Origin of the sequence: Deinococcus sp. QL22 (genome assembly GCF_023370075.1) — a bacterium.
Taxonomy (GTDB): Bacteria; Deinococcota; Deinococci; order Deinococcales; family Deinococcaceae; genus Deinococcus.
Genome location: NZ_CP097149.1, coordinates 1,133,527 through 1,157,174 on the forward strand (window position 1 = coordinate 1,133,527; position 23,648 = coordinate 1,157,174).

General features: G+C 62.7%; 19 protein-coding genes and 1 pseudogene. 12 read left to right on the forward strand and 8 right to left on the reverse strand.

The features are described 5' to 3' along the window. The first annotated feature begins 14 nt into the window (after positions 1-14). Positions 15-1,697, forward strand: a complete 1,683-nt coding sequence (locus M1R55_RS05475; RefSeq protein ID WP_249393695.1) for an iron ABC transporter permease — start codon at positions 15-17, stop codon at positions 1,695-1,697. Continuing rightward, positions 1,694-2,776: an ABC transporter ATP-binding protein gene (locus M1R55_RS05480; RefSeq protein WP_249393696.1), complete on the forward strand. Its 1,083-nt coding sequence runs from the start codon at positions 1,694-1,696 to the stop codon at positions 2,774-2,776. The genes M1R55_RS05475 and M1R55_RS05480 overlap by 4 nt, the downstream gene beginning before the upstream one ends. Positions 2,777-2,833: 57 nt before the next feature. On the opposite strand, the gene M1R55_RS05485 is transcribed toward M1R55_RS05480, so the two are convergent. Next, positions 2,834-4,612 carry a C1 family peptidase gene (locus M1R55_RS05485; RefSeq protein ID WP_249393697.1) on the reverse strand — a complete coding sequence of 593 codons (1,779 nt, stop codon included), beginning with the start codon at positions 4,610-4,612 and terminating at the stop codon, positions 2,834-2,836. A 242-nt stretch (positions 4,613-4,854) separates the two neighbouring features. Beyond that, positions 4,855-6,129, reverse strand: a complete 1,275-nt coding sequence (gene odhB / locus M1R55_RS05490) for a 2-oxoglutarate dehydrogenase complex dihydrolipoyllysine-residue succinyltransferase (RefSeq protein WP_371827160.1) — start codon at positions 6,127-6,129, stop codon at positions 4,855-4,857. Between the two features lie 370 nt (positions 6,130-6,499). On the opposite strand from odhB, the gene M1R55_RS05495 reads away from it, so the two are divergent. Then, positions 6,500-7,234 carry a hypothetical protein gene (locus tag M1R55_RS05495; RefSeq protein WP_064013686.1) on the forward strand — a complete coding sequence of 245 codons (735 nt, stop codon included), beginning with the start codon at positions 6,500-6,502 and terminating at the stop codon, positions 7,232-7,234. A 626-nt stretch (positions 7,235-7,860) separates the two neighbouring features. On the opposite strand, the gene M1R55_RS05500 is transcribed toward M1R55_RS05495, so the two are convergent. Beyond that, a complete protein-coding gene (locus M1R55_RS05500) occupies positions 7,861-10,704 on the reverse strand; it encodes a 2-oxoglutarate dehydrogenase E1 component (protein WP_249393698.1) in 2,844 nt (947 codons plus the stop codon). A 732-nt stretch (positions 10,705-11,436) separates the two neighbouring features. Between M1R55_RS05500 and M1R55_RS05505 the strand changes: the two genes are divergently transcribed. From M1R55_RS05505 to M1R55_RS05530, 6 genes and pseudogenes are all read left to right on the forward strand, one after another. After that, the gene (locus M1R55_RS05505) at positions 11,437-11,742 is read left to right on the forward strand and encodes a hypothetical protein (RefSeq protein WP_249393699.1); all 306 of its coding nucleotides are present in this window, start codon (positions 11,437-11,439) and stop codon (positions 11,740-11,742) included. A gap of 61 nt (positions 11,743-11,803) precedes the next feature. Then, positions 11,804-11,953, forward strand: a complete 150-nt coding sequence (locus tag M1R55_RS05510; protein ID WP_249393700.1) for a hypothetical protein — start codon at positions 11,804-11,806, stop codon at positions 11,951-11,953. Between the two features lie 9 nt (positions 11,954-11,962). Next, positions 11,963-14,518 (forward strand): bifunctional diguanylate cyclase/phosphodiesterase, encoded by a 2,556-nt coding sequence (locus tag M1R55_RS05515; RefSeq protein WP_249393701.1) that lies wholly within the window; start codon positions 11,963-11,965, stop codon positions 14,516-14,518. Between the two features lie 138 nt (positions 14,519-14,656). Then, positions 14,657-14,971, forward strand: a complete 315-nt coding sequence (locus M1R55_RS05520) for a hypothetical protein (protein ID WP_249393702.1) — start codon at positions 14,657-14,659, stop codon at positions 14,969-14,971. Between the two features lie 156 nt (positions 14,972-15,127). After that, positions 15,128-15,796, forward strand: coding sequence for a response regulator transcription factor (locus M1R55_RS05525; RefSeq protein WP_019009140.1), 669 nt, complete (start codon positions 15,128-15,130; stop codon positions 15,794-15,796). A gap of 499 nt (positions 15,797-16,295) precedes the next feature. After that, positions 16,296-16,669, forward strand: a pseudogene (locus M1R55_RS05530) (P1 family peptidase); the annotation flags it as partial. Positions 16,670-16,673: 4 nt separating this feature from the next. Here the strand turns inward: M1R55_RS05530 and M1R55_RS05535 are convergent. Together M1R55_RS05535 and M1R55_RS05540 are read right to left on the reverse strand one after the other, a co-directional pair. Beyond that, a complete protein-coding gene (locus tag M1R55_RS05535; RefSeq protein WP_249393703.1) occupies positions 16,674-17,312 on the reverse strand; it encodes a hypothetical protein in 639 nt (212 codons plus the stop codon). A gap of 75 nt (positions 17,313-17,387) precedes the next feature. Beyond that, the gene (locus tag M1R55_RS05540) at positions 17,388-18,092 is read right to left on the reverse strand and encodes an IclR family transcriptional regulator (protein WP_249393704.1); all 705 of its coding nucleotides are present in this window, start codon (positions 18,090-18,092) and stop codon (positions 17,388-17,390) included. Between the two features lie 130 nt (positions 18,093-18,222). Between M1R55_RS05540 and M1R55_RS05545 the strand changes: the two genes are divergently transcribed. Further along, positions 18,223-18,660: a cytochrome c gene (locus M1R55_RS05545; RefSeq protein ID WP_249393705.1), complete on the forward strand. Its 438-nt coding sequence runs from the start codon at positions 18,223-18,225 to the stop codon at positions 18,658-18,660. Positions 18,661-18,735: 75 nt separating this feature from the next. On the opposite strand, the gene M1R55_RS05550 is transcribed toward M1R55_RS05545, so the two are convergent. Together M1R55_RS05550 and M1R55_RS05555 are read right to left on the reverse strand one after the other, a co-directional pair. After that, positions 18,736-19,401, reverse strand: a complete 666-nt coding sequence (locus M1R55_RS05550) for an amino acid ABC transporter permease (protein WP_249393706.1) — start codon at positions 19,399-19,401, stop codon at positions 18,736-18,738. Between the two features lie 136 nt (positions 19,402-19,537). Then, entirely contained in the window at positions 19,538-20,302 is a 765-nt protein-coding gene (locus M1R55_RS05555) for a transporter substrate-binding domain-containing protein (protein WP_249393707.1), read from the reverse strand. Positions 20,303-20,524: 222 nt separating this feature from the next. On the opposite strand from M1R55_RS05555, the gene M1R55_RS05560 reads away from it, so the two are divergent. Both M1R55_RS05560 and nth read left to right on the forward strand, forming a co-directional pair. Next, the gene (locus tag M1R55_RS05560; protein ID WP_249393708.1) at positions 20,525-20,740 is read left to right on the forward strand and encodes a hypothetical protein; all 216 of its coding nucleotides are present in this window, start codon (positions 20,525-20,527) and stop codon (positions 20,738-20,740) included. Between the two features lie 10 nt (positions 20,741-20,750). Further along, positions 20,751-21,512, forward strand: coding sequence for an endonuclease III (gene nth / locus M1R55_RS05565; protein WP_249393709.1), 762 nt, complete (start codon positions 20,751-20,753; stop codon positions 21,510-21,512). A 146-nt stretch (positions 21,513-21,658) separates the two neighbouring features. On the opposite strand, the gene M1R55_RS05570 is transcribed toward nth, so the two are convergent. Continuing rightward, positions 21,659-23,536 (reverse strand): N-acetylmuramoyl-L-alanine amidase, encoded by a 1,878-nt coding sequence (locus M1R55_RS05570; RefSeq protein WP_249393710.1) that lies wholly within the window; start codon positions 23,534-23,536, stop codon positions 21,659-21,661. Between the last annotated feature and the right edge of the window lie 112 nt (positions 23,537-23,648).

Genomic DNA, 23,648 nt, shown 5'->3' on the forward strand with positions numbered 1-23,648 from the left:
TAGCTTAAATCCCTGTGAATTCTCGCCGCCCTCCCTTGCTGTTATTGCTGCCCGCCGTGCTAACGGTGTTGGGCGTGCTGTTGCCGCTGGGGTATCTGGTGCTGCGGGCGTTTGGGGCAGAGGCCAGCGAACTGCAGGAAATCGTGTTCCGCACCCGCAATCTGGAGTTGGCGGGCAATACGCTGGGACTCACGGCGGCGGTGCTGGCCTGTACCACCGCCGTTGCCCTGCCGCTGGCCTTCCTCGCCACCCGCACCGATTTTCGTCCCCGGCGCTTGTTGATGCTGCTGGGCGTGTTGCCGCTGGCGATTCCGGGCTATGTGGGCGCGTATGCCCTGATCGCCGCCAGCGGATTCGGCGGCACGATTCAGGCGCTGACGGGCATCAACTGGCCGGGGCCGAGTGGGTTCTGGGGAGCGCTGGGCGTGCTGACTCTGTTTACCTTTCCGTACCTGTTCCTGAACCTGCACGCCGCGCTGCGGGCACAAGACCCGGCGCTGGAAGATGCGGCGCGCTTGCTGGGGCGCACGCCGTGGCAGACCTTCTGGGCCGTGACCGTACCGCATCTGCGCCCGGCGTGGCTGTCAGGAGCACTCCTGACCGGGCTACACGTGCTGGGCGACTTCAGTGTGGTCAGCCTGATGCGCTATCCCACCTTCAGCGCGGCCATTTATCAGCAGTACACCGCCGCCTATGACCGGGTGTATTCGGCATGGCTGGCGCTGCTCCTGCTGGTGCTGACCGCCGCCGTGCTGTGGCTGGAAGCCCGCCTGATGCGCGGCGTTTCCCTGTCGCGGGTGTCTCCGGGTGGGGCGCGGCAGCCCGGTACGGTGCGCCTGGGCTGGGCCGTGGTTCCGGCCTGGGCCTTTGCGGTAGCACTGGCGGGCGCGGCGTTGGTGGTGCCGCTGGGCACGGTGGTGTACTGGCTCACCCGCGACTTCGATCCGGGGGCGCTGGCCGACCTGTGGGTGGCCGCCCAGACCGCGCTGGGAGCCGCTGCAGTAGCCGCCGTGACCACCACGTTGTTGGCCTTTCCGCTGGCGTACATCGGCAGCCGCTATGGGCAGCACAGCCGCTGGGCACGCCTGACCGAGCGGGCCGCGTATCTGGGATATGCCACGCCGCCGCTGGCGTTTGCACTGGCCCTGGTGTTCTTTTCGTTGCAGGTCACGCCCAGCCTGTATCAGACCTTTCCGCTCCTGATTGCCGCCTACACACTGCATTTTGTGGCCGAGGCGGTGGGCCCGATTCGCACCAGCCTGACCAGAGCCACCCCCCGGCTAGAGGAAGCGGCGCGGGTGCTGGGGCTGTCGCCGCTGCGGGCACTGACGCGGGTCACACTGCCCCTCATTCGTCCGGGGCTGTGGGTCAGCGCGGCGTTCGTGTTCCTGAGTGTCCTCAAGGAATTGCCGCTGACGCTGCTGCTCTCGCCCACCGGATTCGACACGTTGGCCCGCAATGTCTGGACGTACACCGAAGAGGCCCAGTACGCCGCCGCCGCTCCCTACGCGCTGGCTTTAGCCCTCAGTGGGGCGCTGCTGACCGGGCTGATCTTGCGGCGCGAAACAGGCGGCGAGGATGGAATAGGCCAGCAGAGAACGCCGCGCAGACGGCCTCCATCTCCTGCCTTGAACGCGGCTTCCTCTGCCTTGAATTCGGCCCCTGAACCCCACCCCACGCAAGGAACCCCGCTATGACTGCCACTCTGGAACCCGTTCGGCCCACGCCCACCGCCCAAGCTGGGCCACTGACCCTGACCGACCTGACCAAACGCTACGCGCCGGGGCTGCCTGCGGTGGTGGGCGGGGTGTCGCTGGAAGTGCGGGCCGGAGAACTGCTGACCCTGCTGGGGCCAAGTGGCTGCGGCAAAACCACCACCCTGCGCCTGATCGCCGGATTGGAACAGCCCGACAGCGGCAGCATCGAGATTCTGGGCCACTCTATGACCGCGCCGTTTGTGCCGCCCGAACGCCGGGGCGTGGGCCTCGTGTTTCAGGATTACGCGCTGTTTCCTCACCTGAACGTGCTGGGCAACGTGCTGTTTGGCCTGCGCCACTTACCACGCACCCAACGCCTGCCCCGCGCTCAGGAGACGCTGGCGCTGGTGGGCCTCACCGTGTTCGCCTCGAGGTTGCCGCACCAACTCAGCGGCGGGCAGCAACAGCGGGTGGCCTTAGCGCGTGCCCTCGCCCCACGCCCCGCCCTGCTGCTGCTCGACGAACCCTTCTCCAATCTGGACGCCCAACTGCGCCACTCCACCCGCCAGGAAGTCCGGGCTATCCTGCGCCAGAGCGCCACCACCGCCATTCTGGTCACGCACGATCAGGAAGAGGCGTTGGCCTTCAGTGACCGCCTCGTGCTGATGCGCGGCGGCCACATCGAGCAGATTGGCACGCCGCAAGAGGTGTATGCGGCTCCCCGCACTGCCTTTGTTGCCAACTTTTTAGGCCGCAGCAACCTGCTGTCGGGCACGGCTTCGGGGCAAACGGCCCGCACCGCGCTGGGCCTGCTGCCGCTGATGCAGGCCGCTTCCGGCCCCGTGCTGCTGAGTGTCCGGGCCGAACATCTGGCCTTTTGCGACGCCGCAGAGGGCGCAGAAGTGCGGATTCTGTCCCGCGAATTCCGGGGCCGGGATGCCAGCTATACTGTGCAATTGGGCAGCCAGGAACTGCTGGTACACGAGGCGGGCGGCCTGCTCAGGCCCGAAGGCAGCCTCGCCCATGTGCGGGTCACGCACGCGGCGACAGTGGTACGGGAACTGGGCGGGCAGGCATAGAACAAACCGGAAACGCCTCCCACACGTTTCCGGCTGCCGAGGTAAACCGCGCCCAGGCTAGAAGCTGCTCATATCTGAGGCCACCGCATTGTTGGGCAGGTTGTACACGCCGTTGGTTTCCTGATCCAGGAACGAGTCGGGCAGGTAGGCGTAACCGCCGTCGCCAAAGCCGCAGCCCCAGGAGTTTTTGATGATCCAGACACCCGTGGGGAAAGTCATGCTGCCGAGGTTGATGAAGGGGCCAATCTTGACGTTGTTGATGGTCACGCTGCCCGTGTTCACGTAGCCCACCAGATGCACCGCGTGGCCGCCCCGGTAGTTCTGGCCCACGAGGTTCATATTGGGCGTGCCCGCCGCGCCGATGGAGTCGAAGGCCGCGTCCACGCCGAAGCCCAGCACGAGTTGATCGCCTCTGTCCAGCATCTTTTTCATCATCAGGCGGCGGTATTCGCGGGTGACCTGCGTGGAATTGAAGGGCAGCGTGCCCAAGGAGTGCCAGACCTCATTGCCCTTGGTGGGCCGGAAATTGAAAGCGGCGTTTTCCTGAATCTCCCATTCGGGCTTCCAGGCGCAGTTGTTGGTACTGCCCTGACAGACCAGTTGGGCCTGCGCGGTGGTGTCGCTGCACGCCTGATCGGCGTAATTGGTGCAGGAATTCTTGAATTGCGTGATGGGCTTGTCGCCCCCCGGCAGCGTCTGGCGGCTGAAGCTGGGGTTGTACTTCCAGCGCACTTCGGTGGGAATGATGCGCTGGCGGCTCACGGCGTCGTCGTAGTCGCCCCAGCCTGCGCCGTCGCCCAGCACGCCGTCGTCGCCGCGCAGCCAGTAGTAGGCGTATTGCTCCGACAGATTAAAGCGGGTTTTTATCCGCCGCGCAATCTGGCTTTCCAGCGCACTCACGAAGCCGAAGGCCATGCAGGTGCCGCGCCGTCCCTGATTCTTGATGGTGGTGATGTTGCCGATGTTCCCGCCGCGCATCTGCCCGAACAGCGCGTTGGTCGGCGTAAAGCGGCACGCGCCATCGGTGGGGGTTTTGGTGAAGCCGTCGCCGAGTTCTCCCCCCGGTTGAGAGGGTGGCTGGCTGGGCTGCACGAGGGTTTGCAGCTTCAGCAGGTCGGTGATGCCCGTCGCCACCTTGATCTGGGCCGAAGACAGGTCGATGCGGCTGCTGGGCTGAATCTGAACCTGTGCGGCCTGAGCCTGTGCAGCTGCACTGATGCGGGTGGCGGCCCCGCTGGTAATAGCCACACGCGTAGTAGCAGGATTGACCAGCACAGCAGTCGTGGCAGGCGAGGCAGTCTGGCTCAGCGTTTGCTCGTCCAGCCCAAAGGAACGCAGAATCTCGGCGCGGTTCACGGCGGCTTTGGCTTCGGCGTCGGCCACACTGCGGGCCACCGTGTCGCGGCCATACAGCATGACTTCCTGTTGCTGGCCGCCGCGCAGATTCACGATGGCGGGCACGGTCAATCCGGCGGGCAGCTTCAGGGTCATGCGGGCAATATCGGAGCGCAGATCGGCCACGTTTGCCAGTTGGTTGGTGAGGGCCAAACTGCTGCGAATATTGGCGTCGCGGGCCTGAAGGCGGGCGGGCAGTTCGTCCAGATTGAACTGGAACACGTTGGGAGCCTGAAGTGTTTTTTGAAACAGGGCCGGATCGAGTTGTAGGCGCGAAAGTTGCTGATTCTGGATGGTGATGGGCTGGAGTTGCAGGCGGTTCAGTTGGATCGTATTGACCGTATTGCCCTGAGCCGAGGCAGTACAGGCCAGGGCCACAGTCAGGGCGGCCAACGTGCGGGTAAGAGACGAATAGACCGGACGGTTCTTATTCCCTTTCATATAAACCCCTCCATCTGACACCGTGACGCCCAACTCTGTGACTCCTAACAAAGGCACTGGCAAGGTTGTGGATGCGCGGTTCAGTGCAAGCATTACACTCCAGGCCTCATGATCAACCCATGATCGGCGGGGGTACACCCATCAGGCGGCGGTCAGTCTGTCGAAAACTCCCGACTCTTGGCGTGACAGACACCAAAAAAGCGCCCCAGCCAAAGCCAGAGCGCCTTCTTTCAATCTTGGCTTTACAGTTCCAGCAGCATCCGGGCCGGGTCTTCCAGGAGGTTCTTGATCATGACCAGAAACTGCACGGCTTCCTTGCCGTCGATGATGCGGTGGTCGTAGCTGAGCGCGAGGTACATCATGGGCGCGATGACCACCTGACCGTTCTGGGCAATAGGCCGCTCGATGATGTTGTGCATGCCCAGAATGGCGCTCTGGGGCGAGTTGATGATCGGCGTGCTCATCATGGAGCCGAAGGTGCCGCCGTTGGTAATGGAGAAGGTGCCGCCGCTCATGTCGTCCATCGTCAGCTTGCCGTTCTTGGCCTTCTGGGCATAGCCCGCGATTTCCTTCTCAATTCCGGCGAGGCTCATGGTGTCGGTGTCGCGCAGGATGGGCACGACCAGGCCGCGCTCGGAGGCCACCGCAATGCCGATATCGTAAAAGCCGTGGTAGATGATGTCTTTGCCGTCCACACTGGCATTGACCACCGGGAAGGCTTTCAGAGCTTCAGTGGCGGCCCGGACGAACAGGCTCATAAAGCCCAGCTTGGTGCCGTGCTTGGCGACAAACTGATCCTGGTACTTCTTGCGAAGATCCATGGCGGGCTGCATGTTCACTTCGTTGAAGGTGGTCAGGATCGCTGCGGTGTTCTGCACTTCTTTTAGGCGCTCGGAAATGCGCTGGCGGATACGGGTCATGGGCACGCGCTGTTCGGTGCGGGGGCCGCTGGGAATGGTGGCAGCGGGAGCGGGCGTGGGGGCAGAAACAGCAGCCGGGGCACTCGCCGCAGCACTGGTGTTTGCAGCACTGGCACTGCCAATCGCGCCCACCGCGTCGGCCTTGGTGATGTTCCCTTTGGGGCCAGTGGCGGGAATCTGGGCGGGGTTGAGATTGTTCTCTACGACGACCTTCCGCACGGCGGGCGAGAGGTCTTCGCGGCGCTCGGGCGTACTGCTCTGGCCGTCAGGTTGGGTAGCCGTGCCGCCTGCGCTGGCCTCATTCGCCACCGGGCCAGCCGCCTGATCTGCGGAGGGGGCTGGGGTTGCCGCTGGTGCGCTCCCTGCCTCGCCTACCGTGCCCAGCACTTCCTCGCTGAGAACGGTATCGCCCTCACTTTTCAGCACGCTTTGCAGCACGCCGTCTTGCTGGGCGGTGACTTCCAGCACCACCTTGTCGGTTTCGATCTCTGCGATGACCTCGCCGCGCTTGAGAGCGTCGCCGGGTTTCTTGTGCCACGTCAGCAGCGTGCCTTCACTGACCGACTCACTAAAAACAGGAACCTTGATGTCTGCCATAATCTCACCCTTTATACCCCTCACGGGGCGTCTCTGGGCGGGGAACGGCCAAGCACACAATGCACGCAAGGGCAAAAGCGGCGGCTGGGGCGGGAAGTCCAGGGCTGTGGGTCAGTCCCGAACGTCTCTGAACTGGGCCACTGGCTTAGGCCACTTTGCGCTGTGCGGCGGCTGGGGCGGCGGCCTAGATTGGCCTTGCCGGACTTGCTCCGATTCCCGACTCTCCGGAACAGCACCGAAAAGTCGTCCATCTGCGCCAGCCCGTTTCTTTTGTTACTCGCTCTGCTTGGATGCGGCTGCGCCTCATCATAATTTTTTCTTCCCCGGCCCCACTTAGGCGGTCAGGAGAAGCCGACAAGGAGTCATCATCATGCCCAAATTGAATCAGATTATTGCTGTGGAAAAGAGCGTCAAGAGCCGCGCCTTTCAGGAACTCACCGAGGCGCACCACGCGCTGCAAAAGCCTGCGCTGCTGTCAGGCATTTCGCGCACCTACCGTCCAAAAGATGAGGAGGGCGAGACCCTGCCGCCCGAATCGACCCGCGTGCAGGCCAAGGCCGAAGAAATCATCCGGCAGACGGCGCAGATCATGGGCAACCTGTTTGACGTGACCGCCACCAAAGACTGGGCCAACAACGAAGCCAAAGCAGACGTAGTGGTGGGCGAGCGCGTGTTGCTGCGGCAGGTGCCCGTAACCTACCTGCTGTTTTTGGAAAAACAACTGACCGACCTTCACACCTTTATTCGCAAACTGCCCGTGCTGGACGCCAGCGAGAGCTGGACGTTCGATCCCAGCACCGACACTTACGCCACCGACCCCGTGCAGACGGTACGCACCAAAAAGATTCCACGCAACCACGTCAAGGCCGAGGCCACCGACAAGCACCCCGCGCAGGTGGAGGTGTACTACGAGGACGTGACGGTGGGCTACTGGCGCACCCTGAAGTTTTCCGGGGCCTTGCCCGCCGTACGTGTCAACGACCTCTTGACCCGCGTGCAGAAATTGCAGCAGGCCGTGAAATTTGCCCGCGAGGAAGCCAACGGCGTGGAGGTGACTGACCGCAAAGTGGGCGAGCAGGTGTTCGCCTACCTGCTGGAAAGCTGAGGGCAGTGTCCCGGATCAGAGCGCCCCAGATCAGATTAAACCCAACAAGGCGGGGCCGGAAGAGAATGCGACTTCCGGCCCCGCCCTATTCCAATCCTCTGCCCACAATGCCTAAGCCACCCGGCCCATTGCCCTGCCCGCCCCACACGCCTACTCTGTGCAGCGGAGTACCACGCTGAGGCTCAGCTTCAGATTGAACGGGGGCAGGGTTCCAGTGCAGGTTCGATTCCTGCCCTCGCCACCACAGTTTTTTCGGAACGCATGTTCTGGACTGCGGCGAGGTAGCCCAATGGGAGAGGCAGCCCTGCCCCAAGACACAAACTCAGATTCTCGCTCCAGACTGAGTATTCACCGCTCAAGGCTCAATCGCACGCTTTGGGTCGAAGCCAGCCGAGGCCAATGGTTCGAATCCGTTCCGCTCCTCCAACCCGGAGCGGTGGCGCAGTGGGAGCGCGCGGCTGATAAGAAATGAACCCAGAGCTTAAACGTGTGGGCCTGTGCAATTGGGCGGTACACCTGAGGCGGAAGACCGGATATGTCTTCCGTCTTTTTTTGTGCCCGCATCAGCAAAACCGACAGCAAAAAAGGACGCCGAAGCGCCCCTTTTGGTAGAAGTGTGCTGAGTCTCAGCCCTGCGCTTTGGCTTCCTGCGCCAGTTCTTTTTGCTCCTGCACCACTTGGCGGCTTACTTTTTCGCCCAGTGCGGCGGCGATCACGGCGGCCTGCTCGGTGGCATGCACGCTGGCATATCCGGCGGCGGTGCTGGCGCTGCGGGCGCGGCTGGCGTGCAAGAGAACCTGTCCGGGGGCGAGGTTGGCTTCCAGGTCTTCCCAGATCATCAGCCACGCGCCCTGGTTTTCGGGTTCTTCCTGTGCCCACACGACCTGTGCGCCGGGGTGCTTGGCAAGCTCGGCACTCAGGGCGGCGGCAGGGAAGGGATACAGCTGCTCCAGACGGATCAGGGCGGTGCCTGCGTAGCCTTCAGCGTCGGCGTTGCGGGCCTCGACGAGTTCCCAGTGCAGTTTGCCGCTGCTGACCACCACGCGGCGGGCCTTCTCCACGGTGTCGTCGCCAATGACTTCATGGAAACGGCTACCCGTAAAGTCGCTCAGTGGGTTCATGGCCTGCTTGTTCCGCAAGAGGCTCTTGGGCGTCATCACGATCAGGGGTTTGCGGTACGGGCGCAGAACCTGACGCCGCAGCAAATGGAACATCTGGGCGGCGCTGCTGGGCACCACCACCTGCATGTTTTTCTGGGCACACAACTGCAAATACCGTTCCAGACGGGCGCTGCTGTGTTCCGGGCCTGCACCCTCGTATCCGTGCGGCAGCAGCAACGTCAGCCCGCTCAGGCGTTGCCACTTGCTCTCGCCCGCACTCAGGAACTGGTCGATGACGGCCTGAGCGCCGTTGGCAAAGTCTCCAAACTGACCTTCCCAGGCGATCAGAGCTTTGGGTTCAGAGGTGCTGTAGCCGTACTCGAAGGCCATCACCGCTTCCTCGGAGAGGGTGGAATCGATGACTTCCACGCGGCCCTGATGCGGCCCGATGTGGGCCAGCCCCAGATAGTCGCCGTGCATGGGATCGGTGGCATTCTGGTCGTGCAGCACGGCGTGGCGGTGCACAAATGTACCGCGCCCCGAATCCTGACCCACCAAGCGCACGCCGTAGCCCTCGTCGAGCAGGGTGGCGTAGGCCAGCATTTCGCCCATGCCCCAGTCCAGCGGTTGCTCGCCGCGCGACATGGCTTTACGGCTGTTCAGAACGCGCTGCACAGTGCGGTGAACAACGAAGCCTTCGGGAACTTCATTGAGCGCGAGGCCGATTTCGGTCAGCTTGGCCTGCGGTACGGCAGTCGCCACCTCGTCTTTCCAGTTGGTGTGCAGGTACTCGCTCCAGTCCACCGCCAACTTACTCTGTTCCAGGTTCTCCATTTCCTCGACCACTTCGTTGCCTGCGTCCAGCAGATCGCGGAAATGGTTGACCAGCACGTCGCCCTCGCCTGCGCCCAGCACGCCCGCTTCTTCAAGTTGCTTGGCGTACAGGGCGCGGGTGCCGGGGTGCGTGTCGATCTCGCGGTACATGATCGGCTGGGTCATGCGCGGCTCGTCGCCCTCGTTGTGACCGTTGCGCCGGAAGCAGATCAGGTCGATAAACACGTCTTTGCCGAAGGTCTGGCGGTATTCCAGCGCGAGGTCGCCGCAGTAGGCCACCGCTTCGGGATCGTCGCCGTTGACGTGCAGCACGGGCGCGTTGGCAATCTTGGCGACATCGGTGCAGTAGCGGCTGCTGCGGGTGTCGCGCGGGTCGGAGATGGTAAAGCCGACCTGGTTGTTGATGACGATCCGGACTGCCCCGCCCGTGGAAAAGCCGCGCAGACGCGACAGGTTCAGCGTCTCCATGACCACGCCCTGCCCACTCACAGCAGCGTCGCCGTGAATGGTGATCGGCAGAACCGTCTTGCGCTCGGCGTCACCGCGCCGATCCTGACGGGCACGCACGCTGCCGTGCACCACAGGCGACACGATTTCCAGGTGCGACGGGTTGAAGGCCAGCGCGAGGTGCATCGGGCCGCCGGGAGTCCGCACATCGCTGGAATAGCCCATGTGGTACTTCACGTCGCCCGCCACGTCGGGGTTGTCGCTGATCTTCTTTTTGCCGTCGAATTCATCAAACAGGGCGCTGGGCTTCTTGCCGAAAATATTGACCAGCATGTTCAGGCGGCCCCGGTGGGCCATGCCCAGCACGGTTTCCTTCACGCCGTGCCTGCCCGCCTGCTGAATAATCCGGTCTACCAAGGGAATAAAGCTCTCGCCGCCTTCCAGACCAAACCGCTTGACGCCGGGGTAGCGGTTTTTGAGGTACAACTCCAGCCCTTCGGCGGCGTTGAGCTTGATCATCAGGCGGCGGCGTTCTTCGGCGGTGTAACTGCCGCGCCCACGCCCGGCCTCCACGCGCTCCTGAAACCAGGCCCGCTCGTTGGAGGGCAGGTAGTTGAACTCGAAACCGATGGCCCCGCAGTACGTTTCGTGCAGTTGGGTGATGACTTGCTTGAGGGGCGCATCGAACGCGCCGTCACGCACGGTTTCGTTCAGGTCAGCGGCGCTGAGGCCGTAGTATTCCGGGGTCAGTTCGGGCACCACGGGCAGGCCGCGCATCTTCAGGGGATTGGTGTGGGCGCTGATATGGCCGTACACGCGGAAGGCGGTAATCAGTGCGCCCGCTGCCTGCGCCGCGCCGCTGACGCCCTGCGGTACTGGCAACACAGCATTCCCCCGGCGCTGGGTGCCGAGTTCATAAAAAGCACGCTGCACGGGCGAATGGGCGGTTTCGGTGGCCCCGCCGCGCAATTGGTCAAAGTAAACGCGCCACTCGGCGTCCACACTCTGCGGGTCAGCCAAATACGCCTCATACAGCCCTTCGATAAAGGCTGCGTTCCCGCCCGACATGATGGTCTGCGACAGTGTCATAACGCTCCCTAGCATACCCCCGGAGTCTGGGCAGGGGGCGGTGACCGACCTTCCATTCCTGCGCCACTGGTCTACCAGAACTGTTCCTGGCCGCGTACCCGTCTCAAGTCAGCCTGGCTTCACCGACTTGAAAGCGCTCCCGTTTGTGCTTCAATCCGGGCGGCCTTGCCGAGTTGCGCAGCAGAGCGAGGAGAAAAATAAAAATACGGAGTTCGTACTTTTCCTCCTCCTTCCATTCCGATTGAAAGCTAGAAAGTACGGCTTTCAATCGCAATCCGTATAAGCTTCGTAACGCAGAATCCGTATGGGACACTGGTGACAGGCAGCGTTGTTGGAGAACAGAGGACTAAAGAAAAACATCGTCTAGAAGGTCTTCCCCGTTCTGCCCTCCCCTACTCTCCCGCAAGGTAAGGAGGGACTGATGCCCCATGTTCACTGAACTAGCCATACGGGGATTTCCAAACTGTCCGCACCATTGGTGAGAGCAGAACCTCGGGCAAATCTCTGTTCTATTCACATCCAAATTAACCTCGGCCGTAAGGCTGATGTAAGGGGCGGCGGGGTTGACTGCCACTGGGGATGTGGTAAGGGTGTCAGATATGATGGGACTGGCTGTGTCCAGACCTTGGATGAGTCCAGACCTGAGTTGAGTCCAGACTCTTGATGGCAACTGCAGCGGAACACCACATCCTCACAGAACACATCTACAGAGCACGCCAAGGAGCAGCCCTTTTGGAAGCGCCCCAGAAATTCGCAACAAATGAGAGTGGGCAAGGCGGCGGGCCGACAGAGGTGACGCCTGCCCCCGACTTCGCCCTGAATCTCGGGGTTTGCCACGACTTGCCCGTACTGACGCTGAAGCTCATTGGGTCTTTGAAAGGCGTGCTGAACGGCATAACAATGCATACGGCGCACTTGGAATACGAACCTCTCACCCTCCTGCTGGCCCTACATCGTCCACACGTCATCGCCCGTCTTCTGTGCGGTAACCGCACCAGCAGCCCAGTCTCCTTGCTGCACCCTCGCCCCGCCGCCTAAACCCCATGTGGATGCCCACCTTCCCCCCATCCAACGCCGCCAAGAGGCAATACGTGCCGCCGTGCCGCTAACTGCTCTCTTGACGGGCGGCTCTTCCTCCAGACCCCTGCGGACGCGGGTGCTGTGGTCGCTGTTGGGCCTAGGACTCGCGGCGCTGCTGGGCGGGATCGGGCTGCTGACCATGCTGATCGTGTGGCCGCTGGACAGCTAGGAACGCCGCATGACCCGCCAACAGGCCGAAACGGTGGTGGGTTGGCTGCAAGACCAACAAAGCCAGCTGAACACCCGCACCCGGTCTTGGGCCGCCCTGCCTGATCCGCTACTCATGGCCGCAGACCTGCTGAGTACCGGAGACCTGCAGGGCATGGCGCTACTCAGCGGCGGGCGCGTGACCACCGCCATGATCGCCTCTGACGTGCCGCCCGCCGACTGGCAACCCGGCGCTGTGGCCCCGCGCCAACGCTTTGCCATTCGGGGCAACCGGGTCTGGCTGCTGGCCCGTGCCAAACGGCTGGGCGACACAGAACTGCTGCTGATGCGCCAAATTGACGCTGGGGTGCTGTCTCCTGCACCCTTCGTCACGCGGGTCAGTGTCGCCTCGGAACCGGCGAAGCTGTTGCCCGGACAAGCGACAATAAGTGCGCCTGACGACCTGAGCATAGCCGCCGCAGACCCGCGCGATCTCAATTCAGTAAACGATGATGCAGCCCGCTTGGGTTCAAGCAACTCAGCCAACCCCAACCCAATCGTCAGCGTGCAGAGCAACACCAGTGTTCAGAGTGTGCGTACATTTGCGAAGGGGCAGGGGGGCCGCGCCCTGGAAGTCTGGGTGTCGCAGCCGCGTACGCTGCACGATCAGGGGGTCAGGGCAGTCAGAACGGCCAGCCTCACGGTGCTGGTGTTGATCCTGGCCTGTATCGTGATGGCTCTGTGTCTGCTGGATTCGTTGGTGTTTGCACGGCTGGCCCGCCTACGGCGCTTCGTGCAGCGCATAGAAACGGAACCGGACACGGCGGCCCGCCTGCATCTGGGACAGGGCGAAGACGAACTGCATCTGGTGGCCCGCGCCCTGAACCTGACGCTAGACCGCGTGACGGGCGACCACAACATCATGCGGGCGCAGGGTGAGACCCTGCGACTGATTGCCGAAAACGGGAACGTAGACGACGTGCTGCGCGTGATTCAGGCCGCACTGGAGCGCAGATCGCCGGGAGCCCCGGCCGAGTTGCAGAGTTTTGGGCCGCCCACCCTGGCTGGTATGAACTACATGGATCCCACCATCTGGGCCGTGTCGGTGCGGGGCCGTGCCGGAGACCGTTACGGGCAACTGCGCCTGACCTATCCGGGCGTGCTGCCCGAAGATATTGCCAGCGAAGCCGCGTGGATGGCCGAACTGTTGGGCGTAGCCGCCGAGCAGGAGCGCCTGCGCGGGCAACTGTCTTTTCATGCCTACAACGATGAATTGACTGGACTACCCAACCGCCGGGGCCTGCTCAGAACCCTGGCCCGCACCGTCCCCGACGCGCTGGAACGCGGCACGCCCGTAGCGGTGCTGTATCTGGACCTAGACCGTTTTAAGCGCCTGAACGACACGCTGGGCCACGCTGCCGGAGACGAACTGTTGCGGCAGGTGGCCGCAAGGATTGGGCGGGCATGCTGCCCCAACGATCAGGCGGCCCGGTTGGGCGGAGACGAATTTGTGATCGTGTTGCCGCGTGCAGGAACAGAAGCCGAAGTCGCGCAGATTGCCCAACGCCTCGTAACCACGTTGGAGACGCCCTTTGAAGTGTTTGGACACGCCTTCCAGCCCACCGCCAGCATCGGGGTGGCGCTGGCCCCCCGCGACGGCCACGACCCCGAACAACTGCTGCGCCTGGCTGATCTGGCGATGGTTCATGCCAAAGCGCGTGGGCCGGGGCGGGTGGCCTTTTTTACCCCCGACCTCGAAGACGCGCTGCTTGACCGGGTACAAATAGAAAACGACCTGCGCGAAACGCTACGCACTGGCGGCCTCACGCTGGCCTATCAACCTCTCGTGAACCTGAGTACAGGACGGGCAGAGGGTCTGGAAGCCCTGCTGCGCTGGATTCACCCGCTGCGCGGCCCCGTGCCCCCCAGCATCTTTATTCCTATTGCCGAAGATGCTGGACTGATCGGTCTACTGGGCGACTGGGTGCTGCGCGAGGCCACCACACAACTGGCGGCGTGGCGCAGTCAGGGGATAGAAACCCATGTGGCCATCAACGTGAGCGCGGTGCAACTGCTGACGCCCAATTTTGTGGTGCAGGTCAAGGCGGCCCTCGAAGACAACGGCCTGCCGCCCTCCGCCCTGGCCCTCGAAGTCACCGAATCTCTGCTGATGGACGGGACGCCCGGTTCGGCGGCCCACACCCACCTGATGAAACTCAGCAACCACGGCGTGAGGGTGTGGGTCGATGATTTCGGCACGGGCTACAGCAGCCTCAGCTACCTGCACCGCTTACCCATTCACGCCGTGAAAGTTGACCGCTCGTTTGTCATGGGCCTCAGAAGCGGCCCCGAAGCTGAGCGCATCATCGAAACGATCGTGACGCTGGCACACCACCTAGATCTGAAGGTGGTGGCCGAGGGCGTAGAGCAAGACTGGCAGGCCGAGGTGCTGAAACGGTTGGGCTGCGACCACGCACAGGGTTATTTTTATGCTCGTCCTGCCGCGGCTGGACAGGTTCCGCGGCTGTTTGCCACGCCGCTGGGCCAAGTGTTGCAGCCTGCCCTGCCGCCCTCGCAGGCCAAATGATCCGGAATTAAGCTGATTCCAGTGCGGGTGTTGTTGCCCTGATTTCCGGTCTGGCCTGCGTTGGGGTGTTCGGCGGTAGCCAAAGCATAAAATACCTTCCCATACGGCGGGGGAGCCTTCCGGCTTAGGCTGTGCAGCATGACTTCTCCTTTCTCCGGCACACCCGGCGGGCGCCCTGAGCCGCGGCTGGGCATCGCCTTTACGCTGGCGGGCGTCGACGAACTGACCTTTACCCGGATCCTGCGCGACCTCATGCACGACCCGGCCTTCCGCCGCCCGCTGCAAGTCCAGGCCGAAGAACCCCGCCCCGGCCACAGCGCCCGCCTGACGCTGGCTTTTTTCCCTGCGGACCGGGAACTGGCCCTCAATGCCATGCAGCGCCTCAAAACCCTGCTACTGCGCTACGGCGTACAGGTCGACAGCATCGTGGTTCCCGGCGAGGCAGACAACTGAACTCCCACGCTGTTAAGACTCTATAAACCGCATCCTGCCCCGCCCAGTCCATCTGCGCCCCTACGATGGCGAGAACGTTAGTCAGCCGGAAGAACCTCTAGTTTAAGCAGCCGGCTTCAATTCAATCACATCACAACGGGGAGACACGCGAACCTCATGGATCAACGCATTTTGCTTATCGAAGACAACCCCGACATTACCCGAGTCGTCCAGTACGAACTCGAGCAGGCCGGATACCGTGTGCTGACCGCCCCAGACGGCGTGACGGGCCTCACCAGCGCCCGCGAAAATGCGCCCGATCTGGTCATTCTCGACCTCGGGTTGCCCGACTTTGACGGCGCAGAAATCGCCCGTCGCCTCCGCAAAACCAGCTCTGTGCCGATCATTATTCTGACGGCGATGGACGCAGTAGACCGCAAAGTGAACCTGCTGGAAGCGGGCGCAGACGACTACATGACCAAGCCGTTTCACCCCGAAGAACTCGTGGCCCGCGTGAAGGTGCAGCTGCGCCACCAGCAGCACGGCGAAGTGATTCAGATCGGGGCGCTAGAAATCCACCCGCAAAAACGCCTGTGCCACTACAACGGCCATGAAGTGCGTCTCTCGCCCAAAGAATTTGATTTGCTGACCTTTCTGGCACGGCAGCCGGGGCGCGTGTACTCCCGCCAAGAAATCGAGCGGGAAGTGTGGAACGGCGAATTGCCCAGCAATTCTAACGTCGTAGACGTGCATATGGCGAATATGCGGGCCAAACTGCGAGACCTGGACGGTTATGGCATCATTCGCACGGTGCGCGGGATTGGCTACGCACTGAAGACGCCCTGAGCTGAGTTCTGAATTTGATTGAAAAGGCCCCATGTGGGGTTTTTTCGTTTTGGGCGTTCGACTGCTACGCTTCTGCTTGAAGCTTCCGCGTCGAGGTCGGCTTTTTGGGCTTGGCCCACGTTGGACTTCCCCAGCTCCAGCTCTCAAAGAGGTCAGGGGAGTTCGTCGCTCTGCTTGGCAGCTCTACGAGTCCGCTCGGGAGGATTGATCTTGTCACGTCCACACCCGCGGCCCAAGCCTTCATCTGAAGCGGAATCTCTAGTCGTCCCTAAAATGGAATTGGCCCGCCCACTCCGTGGACGACGGTCTCACACGGCTGGGGCGAGAACGATCGGGGGGAGTGGTGTCGTGGGTTTAGCCCCCTCAGCGCTTCTCCCTTCAAGGATGAGTGAGCGTCAGCAATTTCCCTTCCGCCCTTCCTTATACCCCGAGACGCCCTTCGCCCTACAGCGTCCCCGGCCTAGACTTTCCCCATGATCCCCAACCACACCCTTACGGCCAGGTGGCGGCACTGGCCGTTGTGAACCCGATTGGAGACGTGTTGGACGAAGTGGGCGGCATTCTGGCTGGCCCCGGCACAGGTGTAGGCGCGTCGGCCTTTGCCCCGCCGACGTAACCAACACGACACTGATTGCCATTGCCACCGAACACACCCTGACAAAAAACGACGCCCGCCGCCTGGCCGACGCGGCGCAGACGGCCTTAGCCCGCGTGATTCACCCCAGCCACACCTACTGGGACGGCGACGCGGCCTTTGTGCACAGCGCCTGTACCCGCCCGCCTGCCGACCCAATGCTGCTGGGCGCACTGGCACAGGAAGCTGTCTGCGCCGTTGTGCGTGACGCGGTGAGGATGGCGGCGGGAGAAGCCTAAGCTCCTACCGCACCCCATACAGCCAGCGTGTCTCCAGGCTCGTCGGTGCATCCCGAATATCGGTGCCGTTTCCCACGCCACTCAGCACCATATTCCAGCCGGGGGCCACACTTAGGTTGTAGGCCACGTCGCGGTCACTGCCAAAACTGGTGCAGGAAATATCTACGCGAATGGTGGTGTAGTCGGTGGAATACAGCAGCCGCAGGTCGTCTTTGCCATCGGCGGTCAGGTTATATATTTGGCCGCGCTCGTCGGGCAGTTTGGGATTGGCCCGGGGCTTCATCACCGAGATGTGTGGCAGCCAGTACAGCGCGGCGTCACGCCCTACGATGTCAAAGTCGGACGATTGCTCGTCGCAGCCCACCACGCCGTACATGTCGCCCACATTTTGGGTCAGGGTTGTCAGTTGGGCAGCAGAAGGCAGGGCAATCTGAAACATGCCCCCAGCATCGATTTTGCCGCGTGTTAGTGGCCCTCGGCTGTCCAAAAAAGCAAGGCCGCGTGCGCCAAGGCTCCAGCCTGCCACCTTGCCGCTGAGAGTCGTGACGCCGTTTTGCGTGGTCAGGGCCAGTGGCGGGGCAGCGGCAGCAACGCCGGAAAGCAGCACCAAAGTGAGGAACGACGCGGCTCGAATCTTGGGCATAGAAAAGCCTCCGGCATCAGCGTAGGGCAGAACCTAAAACCCAGCTCTTACTCCACCCCGCTTAACCCAGCACCTCTACCCCAGTGCCTCTGCCTCATGCACGATGCCGAGGACTCGCTCCCGAATGCTGCGTTCCTCACGCAGGTAGCGTTCGGCGCTCATTTGCACGCCAATGGCCGCCACCACGCCCTCTGCATAGTGGTACGGCACGCCCAACGTGCACTGATTCGGAATCCATTCTTCTATGGAATAGGCGTATCCCCGGCGGCGCACGCGGGCCACCTCGGTTCGCCACTCGTCGGGCGTGGTGATGCTGCTGTCGGTGCAGGCACTAAAGGTGCGCGGGGAAATGTCGGCGTGGGCATACAAGATTTTGCCGCTAGCAGTGGCCGTAGCGGGCAGATAGATGTCCAGCGGCAGGTCTATGTCGGCGTCGGGGTGGCGTTCACGGATGGCACAGACCACCTCCTCGCCTTCCAGAATGCACAGGAAGGCCACCGCCCGAACCTCCAGCGCCAGCCGGGTAATCAGACTGCGGGCGTCGGGGAACCAGGGCAAAGCAGCAGTCAGTTGCCCGCCCATTTCGGCCAGATGCCAGGACAGGCGGTACTTTCCGGCGGGGGTGCGGCGCAGAAATCCGGCGTCGGTGAGGCCCGCCAAATAGGCGTGGGCGGTGGCGCGGGGCAAGGTCAGATGAAGCGCCAACGCACGCACGCCCCACTCCGGTTGCTCGGCGCTAAACGCCCCCAAAATGCTCGCGGCCTTTTGCAATGACAGCACCCGTCCAGCCTACACAGACGCGGCGAGGATGTATACAACCGCCGAGCCTGTAATCGGTTGCAGCCCTCCGCGCACCTTGAGAATGTCTTGAACACGGTTCGCAGATGGGTACGGCGCTAGATTGACGCCTGTGTTTCGCTCTACTCCGCTGCTGCTCCTCAGTTTGCCTGCTCTTGCCCTGCTGATAGGCACAGCCGTACTTACCGCCAGCGCACAGCAAGCCGGAGCGCTGGCAACGGCAACCAGCATCTCCCCTGCCGCCGTACAAACAGAGCGTGGAGCCGTGCTGTACCGCCTTGCGTGCGCCATGTGTCACGGCGACAAGTTGGAGGGTGGAAGCGCCGAAGCGTTGGCCGGGAACAATTTCCGGGCTACTTATCAGGGCTTGCCGCCGCGTGCCATCCATCATTTGATTGCTGGGCTGCACGGTCACCTGCCACCCCTAACCAAGCAGGAGGCACTGGATGTGACGGTATTTATTCTGAATTTCAATGGGTTGCCGCTGAACAGGGAACTGGTGGAAGCAGGGCTGGATGTGGTGCCAGAACGTGCGGCGACGATCAAGTAGGACGCACCAGACGAAATATCCCCCGAGACCGGGAGACATTCAGGGGAGAAACGAACGTTTGATAGTCTGATTTCTCTACGCCACGCCCCGTGACAGCCGCCGCTCTACGCTGCGCTGCACGCCTTCCAGCAGCAGGCTCATGATCCAGTACAGCAGGGCCGCCATCAGGTACGGGCCGAACGGCTCGAAGGTGCGGGCGATGACCAGCTGAGCGCTTCTGAGCAACTCGACCACTGTAATCACACTGACCAGCGACGTGTCTTTGACCAGCCCGATCAGGCTGTTGCCGAGGCTGGGCGCGGCCACCCGCATGGCCTGGGGCAACACGATCAGGCGCATGGTCTGTGCCCCGTTCAGGCCCAAACTGGTGGCCGCCTCACGTTGACCACGCGGCACACTCTGAATGGCTCCGCGAATGGTTTCTGAGAGGTACGCCCCGGCATTCAGGGTCAGGGCGAGTACGCCGCCCACCACTGGATTGAGCGTGACGCCAAAGCTGGGCAGCCCGTAATAAATCACGAAAATCTGCACCAGCAAGGGCGTACCGCGAATAAACGACACGTAGATACTCGTGATCCAGCGCAGCGCCGCAATGCGGGACAGGCGGGCCAATGCCACCGCGAAGCCCAGCGGCAGCCCCAGCACCATCGCGGCCAGCGCAAAACCCAGGGTAATTCCGGCTCCCTGCACCAGCACGGGCAGCGACTGCACGGCGCTATTCAGGATCAGGGTTATGTCCATAGAGTCAAGTATCTCGCAGTCTCAGCATCAAGGAACCGGGCCAAGCAGACAGCCTAGGCACCAAGCCGCCGCCCCCATAAAAAGTTTGCCCTAAAGGCGGGCAAACGGGAGAACTGGCGCTGCAGTGACAGGAGTTTTAAGGTTTGCTGACGTCCTGACCAAACCACTGGCGGCTGATCTTGGCGTAGGTGCCGTTGGCCTTGATCTGCAACAGGGCGCGGTCAATGGCAGTTTTGAGGCTGGTGTTGTCTTTACGGAAGGCGATGCCCACAGGCTCCGCTGCGCCGATCACGCCCGCACCCTTCACAGGCAGACCGTCTTTTTTGATGAGGTAGCCCACCAGCAGGCGGTCATTGAAGGCGGCGTCGATGCGGCCCGAAATCAGGTCGCTGAGGTATTCAGGAGCGCCGGGGTACGTGACCACATTGATGCCGCCCGCATCACGCAACTGCTTTTCAAAGTTGCTGCCGAGGCCCACACCCACGCGCTTGCCCTTCAGTTCAGTCAGATTTTTGAAGGCGGTGGCGGCATTCTTGCGGACGATGATTTGTGGGCTGCTGTACGCATAGGCGTTGCTGAAGCCGATGGCTTTCTGGCGCTCGGCGGTAATGCCCACCTGATTCACGATCACGTCGTACTTGCGGGCCTGCAGTCCGGCCAGAATGCCGCTCCACTCGGTCAGCACGAACTCGGGCTTCAGGCCCAGGCGGGCGGCGACGGCTTTGGCAATATCCACGTCAAAGCCCACCAGTTGGCCCTTTTCATCCTTGAAGGTGAAGGGCGCGTAGGTGCCTTCCATACCGATTTTCAGCACGCCCGGCGTCAGGGTGGTGGGACGCTGGGCAGCAGCAGTGGTGGCGAGACTCAGAGCAAGGGCGGACAGGATCAGGGTGCGTTTCATCAGGAATTCCTCCAGGAAGTGGTGAGATCAGGCGCGGCAACTGAACAGGCAGTTTGCCCACGCGGCTCCAGAGTCTAAACCTGTTGACCTGTTTTGTAAACTACTTGGTAATGAAAAGCTCAAGGCTCAGCTAGACACCCAGTCCAGCACAGGCAGCCCGGTCTAAACACCTCTTTACCTGGCACTCGCCCAAAGCGGCGGCAGCCCGCGCAGGCTGAAGCCATGACCGACCACGGCCAGTCCAACCCCGGCTACGACCCCGCCAACACCTCTCCTGCCGAGGGCCAGAGCAAAGACATTTCTCAGGAGGAAAAAGGCAAGGCTCCCAACACCGACCCAGCCGCCAAAGATGCACCTGCCGAGGGTGGCCGCGACGAGGTAGAGGGCGGCGGCGCAGACACGGGAGCCGAGCCGGGCCTGAACACCACCAAAGGCTGAGCGCCTCCGCATGACTGACGGCTCTCTTTTTCCTCAGCTTCCTGCGCCCGCCCCAGCCGACGCCCTGAACGCCACGCAGCCTGCCCCAGTGCGGGCCGAACTGCTGGCCTGGATGGCGGGACTGTTGCGGGCCGAATACGGTGAGCGTCCGCTGATTCCACGGCGAGCGCCCATGCACGAGCTGATCAGCACCATTTTGTCTCAGCGCACCACGCACGCCGACGAGGAAGCTGCCTATGGGGAACTGTGTTTGCTGGGCGACTGGGACGAGATTATTGCCGCCCCGGTGGAAGCAGTGGCCCACGCCATTCGCCGCAGCAATTACCCCGAAAGCAAAGCGCCGCGCATTCAGGCCACGCTCAGCGCCATTAAGGCCGAACGCGGGAGCTACGATCTGGACTTTCTGGCCGAATTGCCGGTGGCCGACGCCCTGAAATGGCTCACCAACTTGCCGGGCGTCGGGGTGAAAACAGCTTCTCTGGTGCTTTTATTCAATTTCGCGCGGCCCGTGTTTCCCGTAGATACGCACGTTCACCGCGTCACCACCCGCGTCGGGGCTATTCCGCGCATGGGCGAGCAGGCGGCCCACCGCGCCCTGCTGTCGTTGCTGCCACCCGACGCCCCGCACCTGTACGAACTGCATGTAAACCTGCTGCGGCACGGGCAAAAGGTGTGTCACTGGACAGCGCCCAAGTGTCCGGTGTGCATCCTCAAGGACCGCTGCGACGCCCACGCGATTTACGGCGACCGGGTTCCCAGCTTTGGGAAGTAGCGGCGGCGGGAAGTCTAAGGGGCGAGGGTCGAAGGAACTAAAAAGGCGTTGGGCGGGGCATTTTTAGGCTGTATTACACACCCCAGAACACCACCGCCCCAGCACCTTAGATAGCACCCCACCAATGCCGGTTTCCAGTTTGCGCCTTACTTCCCACCACCGCCCACCGCATTGCCCGCCGTGACGCCCGTTGTCAGCGCCTGCTGAATGCCCTGCGCGATGCCCACCGCCACGCGGTCTAGGTAGTTGGCGTCTTGAAGATTCAGGCCGTCAACCGGGTGGCTGGCATAGCCGATTTCCACGAGTGCGGCAGGAATCCGGCTGTTCCTAAGAACAGACAAGGATTGGTTGGATTTCAGGCCCCGCGAGAAAGCCCCGGTGGTCTCTACGAGTTGCCGCTGCAAAATGGTGGCGAGGCTGTTCGACATCGGGTGGTTGGGGTTCCACCACGTTTCTACGCCGTAGCCGCGCAGAGCAGTGTTGGCTTCCATCGCGTTCACATGAATACTGACAAACAGCTGCGTACCGGGGCTGCCCATCTGTGCCCGCATCTGCAAATCGGTGTTCTTGACGCTGTTCAGGGCGCGGTCGCTGTCACGGGTCAGTACCACGTCTACGCCTGCCGCCCGCAACAGATCGCGCACACGCAGGGCCACGCCCAGCGTCACTTCTTTTTCTATGACGCTGCCCACTGCGCCCGGATCACGTCCACCGTGCCCCGGATCAAGCACCACACGCGGCTGCACGTAGTTGGCACTCAGGGCCAGAATTGCAGTGCCCCGCGTGGCCGGAATAGGCGGTACGGCGGCGATCAGGCGCTCACTGGGGGCCAGCGGCGTCAGGTTGGCCAGCGCGGGCGAGAGGTCAAGAGCCAGCCGGGCGCGGTCGCTGCCAGAGGTAGGCGGCAATACCTGGGCACGCCACCCACTGCGGGCCGTGGTCGGTGTGGCCGTGACCAGAGTGACCTCTACACCCTCGTTGGTCGCTTCAAAGCGCCAAGTTCGCACTTCGGGACTGACGTTCTGACCACTCTGCGGCACCACGCCGAGACCAGTCAGTTCTATGCGGAGGCCAAGCGCAGTAGGCTGAATCGTGTAGCTGCTGCCGGGCGGCAGATCCAGAACCACGCGGGTCATTCCAGGGTTCTTGCCAATTCGGGGAGCCGTGAGCAGGGCGCCGGGCTGCGCCTGCCCAGCCACACGGCCTGTCAGGGCGCTGGGGCGGGCAGCATTGGCGTCGGGCAGCGCGGGCGCGGGCGGAAACTGCCTGCTGGGCTGCACCATGTCGCCGGGGGGCAATTGGTCGGGATTGGCAGCAGTAGGCCGCGTGTTGGCCGCCGGGCCAGATGCCGGGGTGGTGCGGTTGGGAGCGCTAGACGTGACCGAGACAGGCGCAGGTGCGGCGCTTCCAGTCGCTGCCTTCAGGCCCAGCGGGGCATTCAGAACCGCGTTGGCCTCGGCAGTGGTGGCACTCGCGGCAGGTGCAGAGTTGCGTACCATTGCCCGCAAAGACTCGCTGGCGCCGCCCGTGACCACCGCGCCGAACTCCAGAATCAGTACGCGTCCTCCGGTGGCCAAGGTGGCTTCACTGGCCCGCCAACCTTCGGTAAACGACAGTGGAAACGGCGTGCCCACCGTGACCTGGCCGCCACCTGCCCGGTATTCGCTGACGCTGCTTCCCAACGCTGCAGTCACGGCGGGCAGAACCCGTGCGCCCTGCACATCCACTCTGAGCCCCGTAAACGTGGGCATCAGCGTATAGGTCACGCCCGGCGCAAGGTCAAAGACCACGCGGGTTTGCGAGCCGCTGTTGCTGGTGCGCGGGTTACCGAAGGTTGCGTTTTGCACCCCAGTCAGGTTCAGGCTGTTGGTGGGGGCACTTGGGGGCGCGGGAGTCAGGCCGCGCAGAGTGGGTGAGGTTTGGGCCGGAGCCTGCCGCAAAAAGGGGTCAGCCGGGGAAACCCCTTGGGCCGCCGCTCCGCCGCACGCTAAGGCAAATGAGAGGAAGATGGCAGGCTTCTTCATGGATTCACCCACTTTAACGGCAGGGGCGTGAGAAACACTGTCATGGCGCTCATTAAGCCCATCTGATGCATGTTCATGAAGTGGGTGTGCCTCTGGGTGTGAAGTACGCCTC